The sequence below is a fragment of the Neisseria sp. N95_16 genome (assembly GCF_002551535.2).
In the GTDB taxonomy this organism is placed as follows: domain Bacteria; phylum Pseudomonadota; class Gammaproteobacteria; order Burkholderiales; family Neisseriaceae; genus Neisseria; species Neisseria brasiliensis.
The window spans coordinates 19,451-37,933 of the sequence record NZ_PDBT02000007.1; the positions used below are offsets into that span (position 1 = coordinate 19,451).

Genomic DNA, 18,483 nt, shown 5'->3' on the forward strand with positions numbered 1-18,483 from the left:
ATTTTGTGATGTTTTGTTGTTTTTGATGTACCATATTTGCACCATAAATTTCATTAAATAGGATGGTGCAAAATGGGTACGATTACAAAACGTCAAAACCCAAGCGGCGCGATAGTTTACAGGGTTCAAATCCGTGTCAAACGGGCTGGGTATCCGGATTTTACCGAAAGTAAGACGTTTAGTAAAAAGGCGATGGCCACGGAGTGGATGCGTAAACGTGAAGCGGAGATTGAAGCAAATCCTGAGATTCTGCATGGTGAGAAAAAAGTCACATGGCCTACGTTAAAGGAAGCAGTTAACAGGTATTTGGTTGAAGCTGCTGAGATGGGGCGTTCAAAACGTATGGGCTTGTTGTTTTTGTCATCGTTTCCGCTTGGTGACATTCGTTTAGACCGTTTACGCCGCTCGGATTTTGCTGAGCATGTGATGATGCGCCGAAGGGGTTTGCCCTCGGAAAAGGTTGCGCCGGTGTCGGCGGCCACGGCATTGCAGGAATTGCAGTATATTCGCACGGTTTTAAAACATGCGTTTTATGTTTGGGATATGCCGGTGAGCTGGCAGGAATTAGATTTTGCGTCTGAAGGTTTGGCTAAATCGGGTTTGGTAGCCAAATCTGCCAAACGGGACAGGTTGCCGACTAATGATGAGTTGCAACGTTTGACGACTTATTTTTATAGTCAGTGGTCACGCTGGCAGCAAAACAATTTAATCCCGATGCATTTGATTATGTGGCTGGCGATTTATACGGCACGGCGGCAGGATGAGCTTTGCCGTTTGCTGTTGGACGATTTTCGGGAAGAGTCCTCCGAATGGTTGGTTCGTGACGTGAAACATCCTCAAGGCAGTAAGGGTAATCATAAGTGGTTTGATGTGAGACCTTTAGCAAAAGAGGTTATTGACGAGTTAAAACAACCGGCTGTACGGTCTCGGATGTTAAAGTGTCAAGGGATTGCCAATAGCTTGGTGCCGCTCAATGCGAAAAGTATTAGTGCGGCATTTACTCGGGCTTGTCATGTTTTGGGTATACAAGATTTGCGGTTTCATGATTTGCGTCATGAAGCGGCCACGCGGCTGGCTGAAGATGGGTTCACGCCATCGCAGATGCAGATGGTAACGCTGCATGATAGTTGGGGTAGCTTGCAGCGTTACGTCAATCTGCGTAAACGTCCGAAACGCCTCGAATTTAAAGAGGCGATGGCGGTGGCAGAAAAAGATTTGAGTGTGGATTAATAAAAGGCCGTCTGAATGATTTCAGACGGCCTTTAGTTATGAATCTTATCCCACGCTTCTTTTGCTTTTTCTTCTCTTTGGTCAAGCCACTCTGCGATGGCGGAGATGCTGACAAAGCAGGAGGATTTCTGACTTTCTTCACTGGCGATTACCGGCCATGGTAGGGTCTGGGCTTTAGCCCTGCGACGGGCTGTATCTACGTTAATGTGTGGTATCCAGTCGTTAACTGCTTGTTCCAGTGTGATGTGGGTTTTACCATAAATGAGTAGCAATTTTTGCTGGGTTGGCATATTCATAACTTATCCTAGTGCAAAGTCTTTCTCAATCCGCACGCAATCGGCGCGGAATTTCTTGTAATCAATCAGTGTGATTCCTGTGTTATCTTCAAACGGAAGCAGCCACTTTGTTGTTGCCCATTTAATCACACGTTGCACGTCATCATGATTGGAGAACTTTTTCCAAAGGGGCTTCTTCAAGTCAGTAATGCTTTCCGGAGGTCGCAGATTCTTTTCAACGCACTCAACTACACGATAAAGTAACCATGCTGTGTCCAGAATTTCAGTTTTAAATTCTGACGCTTTCAAGTCACTTTGTTTGGCTAACTCGCGGAATGTCGTACGACCTGACAAAATATCAAACAGGCCGGAGACCAAACCCTTTGGTCGACTGTAAAATGCTGTTGTATACAGTATCGTCTGTACGGAACCGCAGTAGCGGGCAATATAACTGAGCGTTGCTGCCGGAATAATTTTGCCATAAGCTTCTGCCCAGTTGCACAATTCCAGTAATGGACGAAGCAATGCGCGGCGTTGGTTTGGGCTGTAATCATCTGCTTCCGGCTGTCGGCTGCAGTCAAGCGCATTTTGTGCTGCTTTGACGCAAGCACTTAAATCTTTATCGCCGTAAACCTTTGAGATAACGCTGTACGCGCGTAAGAGTTTTTCAAATACAACTAAGCTGGTTGTATCAGTTTGATACACCAAGGTTTGATAGTGCAGGTGATTTTGAATCAGGTCGTTTAATTGCTCTTCTTCGGTACAGGGTTTACCTTTTCGCAGGTTATATAGGAAGTCCAGTTGCTTGTACTGGGCTTTCGCAATACGGTTTCGGTCTTTACCTACGGTGTTGACTTGCTGCTTGGCAGCGCGCTCGCTTTCTGTTTTTCGTTTGGCTGCTTTCTTAGCAGCCATCATTTGACTGGTTGTTTGCATGTGTTTGCTCCAATAAAAAGCCGCTATCAAAGATTTGATAGCGGCTGGGTAGGCTTAGGTTTATTATTTATGGGATTTATAGTAACTATGCAGTAAGAGTAAAGCTTCTAGATCCTTTAACTCAAGCCCTGAGGCGTTGAGCAGGCCAATCGCTGCCTTACCGTCATCGGTCAGTGCATAGTTTCGGGTTATAGAACTGTATTCTCCGAACTTTGAAGTGGGTTCCCAAACCAAATCTAAAGTATCCATAATTAGCTTCATGGTATGTAGCTTTAGATTTCGAGATTTGTTAGGGTCATCAGCATCTTTAGGGCTTTCGTATTTATGCCCTGTTGGTGTTTTAATCCCAAACATCCCCCAAAAACTCTCCAGAGGCATACCCAAGACCTCTTCCCTTAGACCCTTTACATACTGTTTCCAACTATTAGGGTCTCTGGGAACAATCTTGGAGTAGGGTTTCCCTGCCAGAGTACGTTTGGCCATCTGTATATGATAAGTTGTATTGTACGCGGTATCCATTTTTAGGCTTCCTATGTAATGCCTTATTTATACACAAGGCGTATATCATAACTGAATACCGTATAAACAGACAACCTACAAAGTAATCAGATAGTCTGATACGGCTTCAGTCGTTTCTTCATGCGTGATAATAATCACTTGGTTAAATCCCACACTGGTTACAAACCCTAAGGCTTGAGTCTGACGTTCCGAGTCACAGGCTGCGAACGGTTCGTCTAACAGTAAAAATGATGTTTCCGGTAAAAAGGTCTTAGTAAGCGAGACCCGCAATGCAAGACCTAGGACATCCAAAGTGCTGCCGGATAATGAGGACACATCGTTTCCATCTACCGAAAACCCATTGTCTTCACGTCCGACGACAGAGGATGTTCCCCGCATAAGGCTGAAGTAGTGGCTGATATTGCTGCACAAGTTGTCCCAGATAATTTTGGACACTTGAGGCTTGATACTTCTTAAAGCCTTCAGCAGCGTGTTGTTGACACCCAGCTCTTTTAAATCAGCTTCTAATTTATCAGCTTGAGTTTGAGAGTCGTTGATGTAAGACTTCAAACGGTCAATTGGTGCTTGCAACGTTTTTTCGTATTCAGGCAGTTGCAACAATGCTTTCTGATACTGTTCCAGCTCTTCCTGCAAAGCTTGAATACGATTGTCATAGGTCTTCAGCGTCTGCTTCAAGGTCTGATACTCTTGAACCTGAGTCTCAAGACTTGAGACTTGAGACATAAGACTTGAGACTTGAGGTTTGAGTCTTGAGACTTGAGCCTCAGCTTCTAAGACCTGTGTCTTAAGTTCTTGGTACTGGGACGCTCGTAACTTAAGATTGTCGATAAGCACCGCTGCCTGTTCTAACTCTTTCGTGCTGACTTTACGGGGTACAAGGTAAGGCCATGTAAATTTAGGCGGCCAGACTGTTTCGTCCACTTCCCAACCCGCTGCTTCTGAATAATCAGGAACTTTGTACTGAGAGATTTTAATCAGACGGGTCAATTGAGACTGCGCTAATTTGTACTTAGATTCTACATCGGAAAGTCTAGGTTCTAAGTCCTCAATCTTTTGACGAATCTCACGGTTGGATTCTTCCATCTGTTTGGCATTGTCCCAAGCTCGGTTACAAGTTCGGCAGAACAAGTCCGTATGTATCGACTGTTTCAGACTTTTTAACTCGGCTTCCAGCGCCATTTGTTCACGCAAATAACCTTCTTTCAAGTCCGTGTAATCTATTACAGCAAACTCTAATTCGGTTTTAGATCCTTGGTAATAGTCAGGATACTCTACACCGTCTAGGACAGCATACTGCTGCCAAGTCTTCAAGTCCGATTGAATCGTGTCATAGTTCTCTAGAGCTTTCTGAAGTTCTTCATCGCTGACTTCTTCCAGCGTCTGACCGGCTTTATGTTCAAAGACCGCCAGACTTGATTTCAGTGATTGCAATGTTTCACGAGCTGTTTGCAATTGTTGAGGGGCATCGGCCAAATTTTGCTGCTGCAGCTCAACTTCTGCCTTTAACTTTTCCGCTTCAGCAATCTGACTTTCTACGGACTTCACAGAAGTTTCTAAAGATTCCCGTCGCTGGGCAACTTGCTCTTTAGGATTAGGGTATTGCTGCAGTTCGGCGGTCCAATCGGAAATGGATTTTTTAGCGTAGGTAAGGGCTTCTTCCAGTTGATTGGATTTGCCGACAGGGAAGTCACCTTGCAAGGTCTCAATCCATTGTTCGATTTGACTGAATCCGGCCAAATCTTCCACGAATTGTGCAGCTTTACTGTTGGTCGCATCTAAAACGCCTCTCAGTGTGTTTTGAGAGGCGAACATCAGTAAAGGGGCTGTGCCAGTAGGGATACCGAATAACTGTTCACAGTATCTGGTGACTTCGGTTTGCCCACTGACACGGATATCCTCGGCAGTAAGTTCCGCGCCCCGGGTTGAACGATACAGGACATAGGTCTTAGAGCCTGAGGTAAAGGTTAAATCTACTCGGTGACTGCCTTGTGGTTCACCCCATGTGGTGATGTCGTTGTTGCGACAGGCGCGGACACCGAAGAGAGCGAAGCTGATGGCCTCGAATATGGTAGATTTTCCTGATTCGTTCAGACCTTTAATGACTGTGACACCTTCAGTGAATTGCAGGTTCACGTTTCTGTGCTGTCTGAAGTTGGTTAATTTTAAGGATTTAAGCATAATTTACAACCTCTTTAAATCGGGTATGTAAGTGGGTAGGTAGGTTATCCAAAACCAAATTAAGAACATTTAGGTGTTCTGTTGGGTTGGGTACATTTTCCGTCATGTTTAATTTACCAACCTGTACAGCGTTGGTGACCACAAATGCATCGCTGCTTCGGCGGATTTCAGCAAGAAGCTGTACGACTTCGGCGGCTTGTTCATACTCGGCTTCGCCTTCAACCCTGAGAAATAAAGGTTCAGGAATGGTGTCTGCAGTCCAGGGGATTTTGGCAAACACATCGGATAAGGTGATGAAATCGAAAGTATTCAAACCTAGGTCATCTAAAACAGCATACTGTTTACTGGGGTTAGGGTCCAGACAGTCGGATACCGATGTCGGGATTTGGTTGCCGATAACAATGGCATTTTTAAATCTGCGGCGATTATGTTCATGCGCAAATACAAGTGTTACACCTTTGTCTTCAAAGGTTTGAAGCTGCTGTTCGGATACGTTCAGACTGTGGTCACTGTGTTCGGCAAAAGGTGACATTAAATTAGCATGTAGAAAAACATATTTAATATCTGTATGGTTCGCCAATACAGTGTTTAGGGCTTCATCGAATAAGGTTTGGTTGGCATGATGTGCCACAATGGTAAATGCGTTTGGAATATGTAAAGCGGTATTCCCTGCAACTACTTTCAATTGTTGGCGAGTATCAACGACGGAAAGATAGCCACAGAGGTTTTCGAATGAAGATGTCCGTTCGCTGTTGGTCGATAAGTCGTGATTACCGGCACAGAGGTAAAGATACTGGTCGGGATTGAACTGCATCCATCGGTGCAGATGGGTGAACACTTCAAATTCAATCGATTTATCAACTTCAAAACGGTCAAATAAATCCCCGTTTATCAGTAGGTCTTTCTTTTCCGCCAACTTCAGCAGGTCTGAAAATTTGCTCATCTGCCATTCGGACAGTGCTTTCACGGTTGCCTTGGTCGTACCGCTGGAACGTTTTACGCCAAGGTGCAAGTCATTGATAATAAATGTTTGTCTCATATTTATAACCATTCTAAGATATAGTCTTTACCATACTTACCATAACGGGAAAAGTCGGCTCTACCCCCTGGTTGGATGTAGAAATGAGCAACACCTTGAAACATAATTGAGATTCCACCTTTGTCGTCTAACTTTAAGCCAATGCATTTTGGGGTTTTAGGTGCAGCACAGTTCTGCAGGATACCTGTCTCAGGGTTGAACGAAACACCTTCAGGCATGTTGGGAAGGTTAACTGCTTCCGGCAGCGGGTCTTCCACAGAACCGAATTCAGTTGTTTTTACTTTTACGCCTTTAAAAAACATCTTAGTACCTTTCTATTGATTGCAATTCAGGCGACTTAGGTCGCCTGAATTAGGTCATAGGACAGAGGCCAACAGTCTTGTGACCACTTCCCCTGCAGTTGGGTAAGTCGGGATAGTTCTCAAGTCCAAAGACGCTTGACCTTGGACGTTAAACGCTTGATGTACATCCTGATAATTGATGAATCGCCACTCGTTCAAAGTCCAATGCCATACGATGACAAAGATTTTACCGCCAGCCGACATACGGCGTTCCAATCTTGCACGTTGGTTGTCGGAAAAGGCGGACTTGGGTAGTCTGTAATCATGCTGGGTTGACTTTACTTCGATGACACCGTGTACATCAGGTGTAAAGAATTGAAAGTCACCGGTCTGAGGCATAAAGACACCGCGGGCTGAAGTTGCGTCGTACATCCGCTGCCAATCAAACCAAGGTTCGTCAATGGATTTGAGTACGGACTGAACAGCCTGTTCGGCTTTCTTGCCGTTGTTTACTTTCGACATGAGTTGATTCTCTCCCAGTCGTCTCGACACTCGGTATTACACCAACGTCGGTTGTCTTCCAAAATTTCACCACAGTAAAGGCAACTTCCTGTTGACTCCGGTGATACAGCCTTATTCTTTTCATGTAAGGCTAACAAACTCAAACGTTCTAATTCCTCCAAATCAGAGGCGCGGTCGAACTGGTCAGCCATGCTCACCTCCTACGTCTGAGTCTTTAGGTTGTTGGTTGATTTTCACAGGTTGGGTGTAAAATCCGCGTTCCATCAGTCGATAGTGAATTTCATCAGAGGCTTCTTGAATTTTGCCTCGCTCTAATAATTTTAGGATTTCGTAAAGGAATTTCTTTTGTCCCATTATTACCTCATGTAATTCTGAATATGTTGTTGAATCAGTTCAGGTGTTGGCTTCCCGATGTCGCCGACTTCGTGTTGGTCGTTAAAGTTCCAGCCGAATGAGATGGAACTTTCAATCGGTACACGCATATTGGCGTAAGGTGCAGTCATGGCTTCGTGGATTTCGCAGATGGCTTGTGGCATATCCTCAATGCTGATACTGAAAACAACTTCGTCATGAATCGGTGCTAAAAATCTCAGGTCATACTTCTGACGGATACCGGCTTGCCACATACGCGCCATCGCCAGTTTGGTCATCTCAGCACCTGAGCCTTGAACTTTAAAATTCACGGCTTGACGTTCAGCTTTGATCACATCCCACTTATTGCTGCTGTTTAAGTTGGGTAAGTGTCGACGTACACCTAACATCGTGGTGCTGTAACCTAATCGGTGTGCTTCAGTGATGACTTCCTCTTTCCATTTTTCCGAACGGGAAAAGGCTTGAGACTTAGCGTCCAAGTATCGCTGTGCTTCTTCTTCGGTTACCATCAAGGTTTGTGCCATTTTCGGTGCTTGAGCACCGTACTCGGAACCAAAGTTCACTGTCTTGGCCAGTTTGCGAATGTCTTTTGCCCATTTGTGCTGGGCATGACTTTCATCGTCAATAATAGATTTGAATGTCTCGTAATCCATTTTGGCGATACCGGCTGCAGTAAGGCTGTGCATATCTTTTCGGTGTTCACCGGTGTAACAAGACAGCATGTTCGGGTCTTGAGAATAGTCGGCGATGATTCGCAGTTCCTGCGCAGAAAAGTCCAATGACACAATCATGGCGTTCTTCTTGTGCGGAACGAAAATGGTTCGGAAGTCACCTGCACCTTTGCTCAATTGTTGTAGATTCCTTGTGTTCAGTGTAGTTCGCTACGCTACACCCAGTCTTTTCAGACTGCTTACAGTCACCTGTAAGAGCAGACCATATCAACACCCTCATTTAAGGGTGGCTGCCGTTTCCAGCCGCTTGGCTGTACTCACTTTCGTGATGGTCGTTAGGCATTTAACTAAGGTTTAGAAATTTTTAGGTTTAGTCGTAACTTGATATTTGTCCAACAAATAGTCGTAGTATTTGGCTGCTTCCAGCTCTGTATCGAAACTCTTAGTCTCAAGAGTTTTTCCGTTAACCCTTAAGTACGCAACCCACTTCTCTTTGATGGTGTCTTTGTACTTGTAATCGTTACGAAATACGCCGTAGTAAGAGGAACTGCCAACTCGCTGCCCCTTTAACTTTCTACCTAGTGTGGGTTTGTTATAGACCATTCTTCCTAAAGCTCTAGCATGAGCCAAATTCTGTTTGGTACTACACCACTCAAGGTTAGACGATACGTTATTGAGACGGTTAGCGTCTAAATGGTTTACTACGTTGTATTTATTAGGGTCAGGGTTAACCACAAACGCTTCTGCGACCAGTCTATGAACTAAACAGTGTCTTCGGCGTTTGCTTGCAAGTTTTACACAGGCATAACCACTATTGTTGGTATAGGTCTTTAAAACCTTACCTTTTGAATTTCTAATTTTTCCGAGATTAGACACATAATATAAACCATCAGTGTCGTTAACCTCAGCCCAAACCTCAGTATTTAGCACGGGATTACCTCCAAATTATTTGGGGCTTCCCCCGTTTAGGCAGCTTTCGACACAGAGTTACCCCTGTGAAGCCCAATTAAGTTTAGGGTTACTACTCGAAAATCGGCGTGTAACCGTGGCACACTGGTTCATACTTGAACGAATCTTACGGTCTGACCAGTGTGGCAGTTTCGGGTAGGTTTTGTAGTACAAGCCCTCACGGGTGTTGTACATCTTGAGTTTCAAGAGCGCGTTTAAAACTGCTCTTCGTGGGTCATCAGCATCAGGTAAGTCGTAGTGCAACGCTGAATTGATGGCCACGTCATCAGTCTGTGGCGTACCATCTTGACCTTTCAGGCGCATCAAATCGGTCGGTTTGTTACGCAAGCGGACAGGAAGTTGCATGACTTCGTACATCAAGTGCTGCATTTGCTTCGGACTGCCTGTGTTAAACGCCGGAGTACCTGAGAAATGAGTACGCACGTACTGATTCAAACGACCTAGGTCTTCAGACTCAAGTAGTGTGGCCAAGGTCTCAGCGCCTTGTTCCCGAACTTCAAAAACCAAACGTTCAAAACGACGAACCGAAGTTTCCAAAGGTCGGCCGGTGACAATCTCAAAAGCATATTTAATCCACTTCGGCGTGTATCGACTGGATTCATCTGCTTCCTCCAGTACGCTGCCTTCCCAACCTTGTTCAGTCAGGTAATCAAACAGGATTTTCTCTTGTTCGGTTTTGGCTTGGGCATCACGACTAATCATTTTGGCCAAGGTCACTTGGTCAATGTCAGCGCCGTCTAAAAATGCCTGAGCAACCCAGTAGGCTGCGCCGATTTCCACATCACGATACACCTGCCAAACTTGCTCCAGCATCATATGTAATTGAAACCATTGGTACAACGCTGCGGTGCAGATGGTGTCGTCTGCTCCGTAGTGCAGAACTTCCTGCAAAGTCAGATGGTTCATTTTGGTTGGTGTGAACGCTTCGGTAGCCGCTTTTTTCAAAGTATCTTCATAAGTATCTTGTTCGTAACCTAACCAACGCAGGCTGTTGGTTTTCAGTGCCAGACTGCTGTTTTCGTCAACATAGGAAGCCATCATTTTGGTGTCATCTACGTCGCGTAAAAACCAACCAAATTCGTTGTGCAGTACAGGTAACTCGAAGTTGACGTTATGAATCACAAACCGGTGTGTGGGGTTGAGGTACTTTAAAACGTTTTCGATAAGCGATTTTTCAACATTTGGCGTATCCCGATGGTCAACCGAGAAATAGAATGTTCGGTGAAAGTTTCCGCCCATAGTTAAAGAGATACCGGTCAGACGGCTGCCGTACACATCGACTGAATTGTGTTTTTCACCTTTAATATCGAACAGCCAGTTGTCTGATTCTTCGGGTGTTGAAGTCTCAATATCCAAAGCAATGACCTCTGATTCCTTAGCCAGTTCTTTGATTTCATCAAATGCCATTTCAAAGTTGAGGGCTGTCACTCCTGTAACCTGTTGTGAAAAATCCTTCAAGAAAGGGTGTACGGTTGCGTTTGTCTGACAAACGCCGTGAGACCAAATGATTTTTTCCGGCTTAATTAAGTAGGTCTTGAGTTCTGCCAGTGCCAAACTGGTTTGAACATCCGGTGCATAATCAATCAGTTTTTGCAACTGCGGAAGAGCAGCCACATCTTCTGACAAACCTGCTAAACCTTTCTTTTGGATTGCAGCACGCAGAACCCTCAATCCGTTGTCACCGAAAATTTCGTACATTTTTTCAAATGCTTTTGGTCCGAAACCTTTGGCTCCTGAGATATTGTCGGAAGCGTCTCCAACAGTGGCTTTGTAAACATCGATAAATTCGTAAGGGAAGTTGCCGTAGGGAAGGGGGTTTAACTCTCGGTTGTAATAGACGTGTACATTAGGATTCTTGGCGCAAATCAGTAAGTCTTTATCGTTTGACCAAACTAAGATTTGGTCTTCAGTTATCGTATCGCAGAAGAATCCAATCAAATCATCTGCCTCGACACCATCGTAACGGGCTGTTTGAGCACCCAAACCCAACATGATTTCTGTGAAATGGGTCATCATGTTGTTGTACTCTCGGTAAAAACCTTGAGGTTTACTTCTACCTGATTTGTAGGTAGAGTTGATAGATTTTCGGATTTGGGTACCGTTTACCCCATCCATCACCAGAACAACATCTTTGGGATAAACTTCTAAGTCCTTGAAAAAGGACTCAAAGGATTTGCACAAGTTATCCAAGCCGTAGGTAGCAGAATTGATGAGTACTTCTTTTCCTTCGGACTGTAAGTATTCGTAGTAACCGTTATGCTTGTCTTCGCCAGCCAGCAATGCCCGTTTGGCAATGCTGGCAATATCTACTAAGATTTTCATAGAGTATTCCTTTGCGCAGCCAATTTCCGCACAGCAAGTAAGGTTCTGTGTTTGAGGAATTCTTGACCGCTTAGTAAATCTTCGATGGAGCTTCCTGAGTTTTTAAATAATTTCAAAACATCCACACAAGACTCAATGTCACCAAGAGCATCATGGGCTGGTCGGGAAGGCAGCCCTAGGTGTTGGACTAAGGATTGAAGTCGGTGTGACTTCAGTAAGGGCCAAGCTACTCTTGTCAATCGTAAAGTGTCTAAAACCTTCTTATCATGGAAGAGTTCAGGTCCGATAAAACGTAGGTCGAAGGATATGTTATGCCCAAATACGATATCAGCTTCATCGATTAAAACTTTCAAACGGGAGCTGTTGAGAACGTCCTCAATTCGTGGGGCGTTTTTAACCATTTCGTAGGAAATGCCGTGAATCAGTTCTGCAGCAGGGGTAATAGGTGCTCTGGGTTTTACCAAGCTGACAAACCGCTCTGTAATGTCCCAAGTATCAGGGTCGATTTTGATGGCAGCGATTTGTAAGATGTCGTCGTTGTCGGTTACACCGGTAGTCTCGGTATCGATACCTATAATATTCATCGTGTTCTCCAAATAAACCGCCCTGATACTCAGGGCGGTTTGTCTTTCAAGTTAGGCGGCAGAAGCAGTGGAAGCAGATTCCGGTGCGGCAACTCGTTCGTAATTGAATTGAGTCCATGTTGTACCGTTGTAAGTGCGGTCTTCTTTACCTAATTTCAGAAGAGGTTTGTCTGCTTGAGGTCGCAGGGAAGTTTTCATCACAAAACCTTGCAAAGCTTTCAGACTGGAAGGTGAAAGGTAAATCGCCATCAGTCGATCATCTTCAACCAATTCCACTTTATCGGCTCGCTCACAGTCGATATAGAAACCGTGAACCACTGCTCGGTCTTGATATTTGGCTTTGCTGAAACCTTTAGATTTCACCAACTCTAAAAATTCAGATTTGGAATACTGCTGCTCGTCAAACAAAACGGTTTGGCCGTCGTAGCAGTTGACTTGAAGCTTTTTCTCGTCTTGAGAAGGATTTGGGATACCTAAATTCAGCTTTTCGTACTTGGTGATGTTTAAAGGGTCGATGGTCAAGTAGTCACCGGCATTCATATTCATGTCAGCGCCCATTTTGATTTGACCTGAGATGATGGTGCAGGAAGTGGTAGCTTCCGCCGGTAAAAGGCCGTCACCCAATTCGCGTTGGAATTTGCCGAACAAAGCACTTAAACCTGTGGCAGCTGCTTGCGCTGTTAAAGTATTCGCAGTAGGTTGTTGAACCACAGGTGTGTGAGTAGTCTCGGCAGTTGGGGTGTCGAAGTCGATGTCGTGTAAGTCTCGGTTTAACATAGTGAAGTCCTTTAAAGTAAATAGTGAAAAGTATAAAGTGTATAAATCATAGGCAAGTGAAACCACACGGTTGCCTAAGCCGTGTGGTATTAGATAATATTATACATTTACTGTATAAATCAATACGATAATTGTAAATTAATCTTTGAACATTCTAACTCCTTCTTTTTCCATAATATTAGGGTCAATTTTTAAAGTTTTGAGACCTAATTCAGGATGATGGTAAGCATCTACGGTAATGGATGCATTTCGTAATGCTTCGTACATCTCATCTTCTGATGTAAATACAGGTGTTTCGCCGATAGAGCGGCAACGCAATCTGTATAAAGTGTATAAACGGTCGATAGACAAAAGCAGGAATTTGGTGACACCTTCTGATGATGTGCCAACCTCAAAGTCATAGTGCTGACCTTTGACGGCTGCTGTTCGGTTAAAGTCGCTGTCTTCATAAGAAGATTGAGACAAGAAGTTCAACAGTCGTACCACTTCGGAAGAGATGATTCGGTTCCAACGGTTGGCATCCAACAGTGCGTGTTCCATGGATTCTAATTTGGATTTAAATTCCTCACCGTAACGGTTGTTAATCACTTTGCTGAAGAATCTAAAACCGGTTAACACCATCGCCAATGTTGCCGTAATACGATCATTGGAGCCTGTGTACACCTTTTCTTCTGCGAGCTTCTGACAATCTTTGTATAAATTGACCAACTCACTCATTGGGGTGTTCATAGCAGATGTAACAATCGACCAGCCTAAAATCGAAATGGGTCTTGGATTATCAATCAACGCTTTGGCGTATTGGTCTCTACCTACTTTATCGGTTTTATGGAATCCGGCAATCGCCAGACGTTCCATTAACGATGTTTGTGAGGTTTCTAGAGTCTCCCCTAAAAAGGCTACAGGGGCAAACTGTTTGGCTGAAACCAATTCACTGCTGTGTCCTCCTTCTGCCCGTCCTCCGGCCTTTTTGGATTGTTGGCCGATGGTGTAGATATTCTGAAGGAAGTTGCGGAATTCAGGCATCCAGCGTGTATGCCCAAGGTTTTGGGCTTTAACTTCATCGACAACTAAAGGGATAGAGGTCGAAGTTGCCGCTGAAATACGCAGAGAAGCAATGGTTGTACCATCACCGGCAGTGTTCAATCTTAGGTCTTTATTCCATGAGAATAACTTCAACATCAGGTTCATGGTCGTGGTCTTACCGCAACCTGCTTCACCATACACTTGAAGAATCGGGAAATTGGTAATACAACCCACTGTGTACAGTTGGTGCTTCAGGCTGCAAGCTGTAAACCAACCCAGCATGACTGCCATACTGTGAAAGTTTCCGTTTAACTCCAATAATGCTCGAACAGATTCTTTACAAGGGGTTCGTGTGGTCTCCAATGTCTGATTGGTTCTGGATAATTCAATTCCAAAACTTCCTTCAGGGTTAACAGGGTCATAAAACAAAGGGTCTGGAAGACGTTTGCCGTCCGTGTCTTTCTTATTGACCAATTCGCCGTCAACAATGTTGGTAGGTTCAACCCAAAATACGTTGTATCTTTCGTCTAAAGGGATAGATTCAGGGTCTAACTCATCTGAAGAGACGCGGGACTGAACAAAAATACCTTCTGAACGAACCGCCTCTACGATAGGGGCGCGACTCACAACAGATTTGTAGTCGTTTTGTTCGGTTGCGCCTGAACCCAACCAATTAAGCCAAGCACTGCGAACCTGACTTAATGTCTGACTGCTGACGAACTCCAAATGACCGCCTAAAGACATCACATGGCGACACATTTTTGCCGTATTCAACTGTAAATCCAATGAGATAGTGGTACGCGGTCTCTCTTCCTTATCAATCAAAGGTATAACGCTGTATGCCTGAATCTCTCCTACGTCATTTACAATCTTCATCAAACTGTTTTGACACCATGAATAATTGGATACAGCCCTATCTTTTTTCTCCTTTTTATTACCTTCGATAATAATGACACCGCCGTCATTCGCAAAACAGTTGCCTTGGAAGTCCGCTTGATTGGTTATCGCAGGGTCTTGTCCGGACTCACCTGTCACATCCCGCCCTTGGTAATCAAGGTTATCCTTATGTTTAGTATCTAAGATAGAAGCAAATGCTTGAGGGGTGTAGGCATAGCAGGAGTTTTCTGCAATGGAACGGAAACCGTTACGCATACACTGCTCAATTTGTTGGGCAGTTTGGTGCGCTGCGCCGGGGGTGCCGACACGACTTTGGATGAAACCTTGAATAGATTCAATAAAGGCATCTTCGTCTGACAGTTTTGGAAACTTGGTTGCCACAGCCGCGACGCATAGTTGAATCTTAATTGTGTTTAAATCCAGGTGGCTTGAAATACCTTCTCCGTTAAATGCTGCTCGAATGGTAGAAGGGATTTCTTGCCAGTCGTAAAAGTTCATCTCGTTTTTACAGTTGTCGTCTCTCAATTTTAAAGCCCGATTCACTTCATCTAACGAAATAGAGAATAGTGTACTTAGACTTAAGTTCTTAATCGCTGGAGTTGGGTAAATAGGCTCTCGGGGTTCGGAAACCGTCTCCCAATAACGGGCTTCATCTAAATTTTTCAGATTGGCAGCGGTAATGGGAACTTTATAAGTCGTCCGGCCGTCTGACAGCGTTCTTGGCATGTTCTCTACACGCCACATACGACCTTTGCCTCCGGTATAGATACTTAAATCCATGTGGTCGGTAATCAGGTCGTTATCTGATACCATTCTTCTGTAGATGTGATGTAGGGAAGGATGTCCTTTGCCGTTTAAACTTTTAACTGTGCCCTCAGATAGAAAGACCCCTGTAGGGATAACACAGTGAACTCCTTTGTTGCCTGATAACCACCAACGTAATTGGTTCAAGTCAACTTTCAAATTCTCCAACTTGAACATGAACCTTTTGACACTGTCCAGAACATCTTGGATTTCATCCTTGCCGTCCCAATCCAGATACAAATCACCTCGGTATGCTAGTGCTTTAGGATATTTCCCATCTTTATCGGGGAGGCAGTTGACCTCCAAGGCTGTGATAAAGTCCGGTCTATCATTTTTTAATACCTCCAACTTATCTTCAGAAGTATAAGGCTTCCATTGCCCTTTTCCGTGTTGGGCATAAAAATACCAATTATTCATCGCCGTATATCCAATCTCTCAAGTCTTTCATATTTAATTGAATTTCGTTGGCTTGCTCGTCTTTATCCAACAAAGCCTTTTGTCGTCTGACCTGTAACGTACCTTTTGCTGTGGCGATGCGTACATGGCAGCGTTCTTTTTGCCCGTTACGATCGATGCGGCCTACAGCCTGTTCAAAATCTTTGGCTATCATAGGTAACTCTAAAAAGAGTATGTCTGAACAAACATCTTTAAGAGAATCCAACCCGGAACCCATACTCAAAGGTTGGCCAATCAGGAGGCGACAGGCTTCATCTTCAAGAAATTGACTTAAGGCTTCTTGACGCTGTTTGTCGGTCATGCCGCCGTAAATGGCGACTGCGTTGTACTTACTCCCGTGGTCTTTTAATGCGGTAATAGATTTCTGAAAATAGGCAAATACGATTAATTTCCTAGTACCTAAGGAATCCATTACTTCATCCAGTAAATCAAAACCTGCGACCTTCTTGCGTGCCTTCTTCTTCTGAGAGTCTGTTTCAAAGAAGCCTTCATAACCGATGATAATCTGCTGCAACATGGTGTTCAACTTCTGAACAGTCGTTGCCGATAATTTCTTCCCTTCAACTTCGGTCATAGCCAGTTCGGCTAATTGGTTGTACGCTGCTTTATGTTCAGGTGTGAGGGAATAAGTTATTGGTTCATAGGTCACTTGAGGTAGGTCTTCGTCAATTTCTCTTCGGAAAACCCTTGCAGCGTTGTGCAAAAAGTTTTCTTGCAGAAGTTCTTTGTCTTTCCACTTCGTAACGTTGTCGTGCATATCACGCTCTACAACGTGCGCTGCTTCAAACCAAGCTTGGGAATAGTACGCTTGAGGGTAGGTAAATCGGGTATAACCAAAAACGTCCATAGGTGTGGTAAGCGGTGTACCGGTCATCAATATAAGGTGTCGTACAGGTTTCATCGGTATTTCTCCTTGAGCATGGCTTTGAGTTTATCGACTGCTGAAGTATCCACTTTCGGTCGGGTTTGCTGCAGTCGTGTTGCTGTAGAAGGTCTTTGCGACTGCGTCGAGATTTTCGAGGTGTTGAGATTGTGAAAAGCCCACACACATTTGTGATTCTGTGTGCTTGGATTCTTAACGCAGACTGCTTCGTCTACAATCAGTGTGGCGTTACGGGTTGCATAAAAGGTATAGATACGTTTGAAGTCCCGTTTAAATATATCCATAGACATCAAAACAAATTGGGCATCCAGATCCAACTTTTCCCGTTCGGTAGGTGAACCCCGATATAAGCAAACGGATTGGATACCTTCAATCTTTTTAAGCCAAGCTTCCCATTGGTCCAACAGAATTGGCGGCATGAGGATAATGACATGACCTTGATGATGCATTAGTTGGTGCAAAGCAGCGACTGTCGCAGTAGCTGTCTTACCGGCCCCTACTTGAAAATACATCGCAGCGGCTTCGTTGGTAGCAAAAGCATCAACCCATGCTTTTTGGTATGGGTATAAAGGGTAGGGGAGTTTATATTTACGGTAAACTTCCTCTGTTGCATCCGAGTAAAATAAAGGAAGGTGTTCAAACTGCATTCCGGCCGATTTGAGCTCTAAGTAAAGTTCAAAAGGATAGTGCTGTTGTCGCGGACTGAAGTGGATTTTTGGAGCCGTTGCGTTGTACTCGTTAAGACGCGTTAACATCGTTGTGGATAAAGTCGTAGTATTCATAATCGTCAAACTCAAGTAAGTCATCTAGAGAATCGCCTCGAAGTACTCTTTCCTTCAGTTCAGCCTTTCTCTTCCTATCTTCAACTACCTGTGCAATATATTTTAATCTCGAAATCTCTTCGGCGAATTTGTCGGTAAACCAAGGAGCCATTGCTAAAGGTACACGAACCTTGGTTGCTGAGACGATAGGCGATTTGATGGAATCGTTTTGACGCTCAACTTGTACCGTCCACATTTTAAGTTGTTGATATTCGCTAGGGTATCTTCGGAAAAATTCCGGTATAGGGTAGTATCCTGCTTTAGCTGCTTTCAGTAAGTCACCTTGTTCGTATGTGTGAACAAATACATGAGAACTGAGATGATTGCCATCGGCCTTATGACTTAGAATCAAGACTGCAGCGCCTTTGCAAATGTAGTTGATTTCTTCGGCATTTCTCAGACCGACTGCAACCAAATCTTTTCGGATATAGTCCAACCTATCCAAAGGTTTATCGACTGTAATCGGAAACAATTCTTTATAGATTTCATCTACCGTTCGGGCATCTTGTATCACTTCGGTTTCTAATTCCGGTAGGGTATCCGGTACAGGTTCTTGACCTTCAGGCTCTTTAAGTAATTCCGGCAGTAATTTAATTAAAGTTGATAATCTGGATTTTGTCTCAGACTTTCTAGGGTTTAATGTGAGTAAATAGTCTAAGGTACGGCTAGTCGGAATGCAAACGTAATAACGTGACTGCTGTACTAAGTCCCCGTTTGACGCAGGCAGCGTTAACTGCTTCTGCTCTACATAAGACAAGGTCTTTAGTTTTAGAAATTGCTTTGTCCAGCTCATGCCTACCAGTTCAACCAAAGGTTTGACCAATATCCAACCTTGGTAAATAGGTAGGTAATAATTTTTCAAAGTTCCTGAGCCATCAACCAAAGGGACTCTTACCATCGTTGCTAAATTCATATTATACCTCT

General features: G+C 44.2%; 18 protein-coding genes. 1 reads left to right on the forward strand and 17 read right to left on the reverse strand.

From position 1 onward, the window contains the following. The first annotated feature begins 72 nt into the window (after positions 1-72). Entirely contained in the window at positions 73-1,230 is a 1,158-nt protein-coding gene (locus tag CRG49_RS01995) for a tyrosine-type recombinase/integrase (RefSeq protein WP_095502926.1), read from the forward strand. A gap of 32 nt (positions 1,231-1,262) precedes the next feature. Here CRG49_RS01995 and CRG49_RS02000 read toward each other — a convergent pair whose 3' ends face one another. The 17 genes from CRG49_RS02000 to CRG49_RS02075 form a co-directional block, all read right to left on the reverse strand. After that, a complete protein-coding gene (locus CRG49_RS02000) occupies positions 1,263-1,526 on the reverse strand; it encodes a pyocin activator PrtN family protein (protein ID WP_095502927.1) in 264 nt (87 codons plus the stop codon). A gap of 3 nt (positions 1,527-1,529) precedes the next feature. Next, complete coding sequence (locus tag CRG49_RS02005; protein ID WP_095502928.1) at positions 1,530-2,441, reverse strand: hypothetical protein; 912 nt, start codon at positions 2,439-2,441, stop codon at positions 1,530-1,532. 63 nt (positions 2,442-2,504) lie between these two features. Next, positions 2,505-2,960 carry a hypothetical protein gene (locus tag CRG49_RS02010; protein WP_095502929.1) on the reverse strand — a complete coding sequence of 152 codons (456 nt, stop codon included), beginning with the start codon at positions 2,958-2,960 and terminating at the stop codon, positions 2,505-2,507. A 75-nt stretch (positions 2,961-3,035) separates the two neighbouring features. Further along, complete coding sequence (locus CRG49_RS02015) at positions 3,036-5,138, reverse strand: ATP-binding protein (protein ID WP_095502930.1); 2,103 nt, start codon at positions 5,136-5,138, stop codon at positions 3,036-3,038. Beyond that, on the reverse strand, positions 5,131-6,177 hold the full coding sequence (locus CRG49_RS02020) for a metallophosphoesterase (protein WP_157807892.1): 1,047 nt from the start codon (positions 6,175-6,177) through the stop codon (positions 5,131-5,133). Before CRG49_RS02020 ends, CRG49_RS02015 begins: the two co-directional genes overlap by 8 nt. A 2-nt stretch (positions 6,178-6,179) precedes the next feature. Beyond that, positions 6,180-6,479: a hypothetical protein gene (locus tag CRG49_RS02025; RefSeq protein ID WP_095502932.1), complete on the reverse strand. Its 300-nt coding sequence runs from the start codon at positions 6,477-6,479 to the stop codon at positions 6,180-6,182. Positions 6,480-6,533: 54 nt separating this feature from the next. Then, positions 6,534-6,980 (reverse strand): Holliday junction resolvase RecU, encoded by a 447-nt coding sequence (locus CRG49_RS02030; RefSeq protein WP_095502933.1) that lies wholly within the window; start codon positions 6,978-6,980, stop codon positions 6,534-6,536. Positions 6,981-7,163: 183 nt separating this feature from the next. Beyond that, positions 7,164-7,334, reverse strand: coding sequence for a hypothetical protein (locus CRG49_RS13085; RefSeq protein WP_154143261.1), 171 nt, complete (start codon positions 7,332-7,334; stop codon positions 7,164-7,166). A gap of 2 nt (positions 7,335-7,336) precedes the next feature. Beyond that, on the reverse strand, positions 7,337-8,224 hold the full coding sequence (locus tag CRG49_RS02035; protein ID WP_095502934.1) for a DNA polymerase A family protein: 888 nt from the start codon (positions 8,222-8,224) through the stop codon (positions 7,337-7,339). A 153-nt stretch (positions 8,225-8,377) separates the two neighbouring features. Then, entirely contained in the window at positions 8,378-8,953 is a 576-nt protein-coding gene (locus tag CRG49_RS02040) for an NUMOD4 domain-containing protein (protein ID WP_154143262.1), read from the reverse strand. Positions 8,954-9,010: 57 nt separating this feature from the next. Next, entirely contained in the window at positions 9,011-11,314 is a 2,304-nt protein-coding gene (locus CRG49_RS02045) for a hypothetical protein (RefSeq protein ID WP_095502935.1), read from the reverse strand. Beyond that, entirely contained in the window at positions 11,311-11,898 is a 588-nt protein-coding gene (locus CRG49_RS02050; RefSeq protein ID WP_095502936.1) for a PolC-type DNA polymerase III, read from the reverse strand. Before CRG49_RS02050 ends, CRG49_RS02045 begins: the two co-directional genes overlap by 4 nt. Before the next feature lie 51 nt (positions 11,899-11,949). Next, complete coding sequence (locus CRG49_RS02055) at positions 11,950-12,675, reverse strand: hypothetical protein (RefSeq protein ID WP_095502937.1); 726 nt, start codon at positions 12,673-12,675, stop codon at positions 11,950-11,952. Positions 12,676-12,813: 138 nt separating this feature from the next. After that, positions 12,814-15,816: a hypothetical protein gene (locus tag CRG49_RS02060; protein WP_095502938.1), complete on the reverse strand. Its 3,003-nt coding sequence runs from the start codon at positions 15,814-15,816 to the stop codon at positions 12,814-12,816. Beyond that, complete coding sequence (locus CRG49_RS02065; RefSeq protein ID WP_095502939.1) at positions 15,809-16,756, reverse strand: helicase-related protein; 948 nt, start codon at positions 16,754-16,756, stop codon at positions 15,809-15,811. The genes CRG49_RS02060 and CRG49_RS02065 overlap by 8 nt, the downstream gene beginning before the upstream one ends. Beyond that, the gene (locus CRG49_RS02070; RefSeq protein WP_198515134.1) at positions 16,753-17,520 is read right to left on the reverse strand and encodes a DEAD/DEAH box helicase; all 768 of its coding nucleotides are present in this window, start codon (positions 17,518-17,520) and stop codon (positions 16,753-16,755) included. Before CRG49_RS02070 ends, CRG49_RS02065 begins: the two co-directional genes overlap by 4 nt. Further along, positions 17,477-18,472, reverse strand: a complete 996-nt coding sequence (locus CRG49_RS02075; protein ID WP_095502941.1) for a hypothetical protein — start codon at positions 18,470-18,472, stop codon at positions 17,477-17,479. Before CRG49_RS02075 ends, CRG49_RS02070 begins: the two co-directional genes overlap by 44 nt. Between the last annotated feature and the right edge of the window lie 11 nt (positions 18,473-18,483).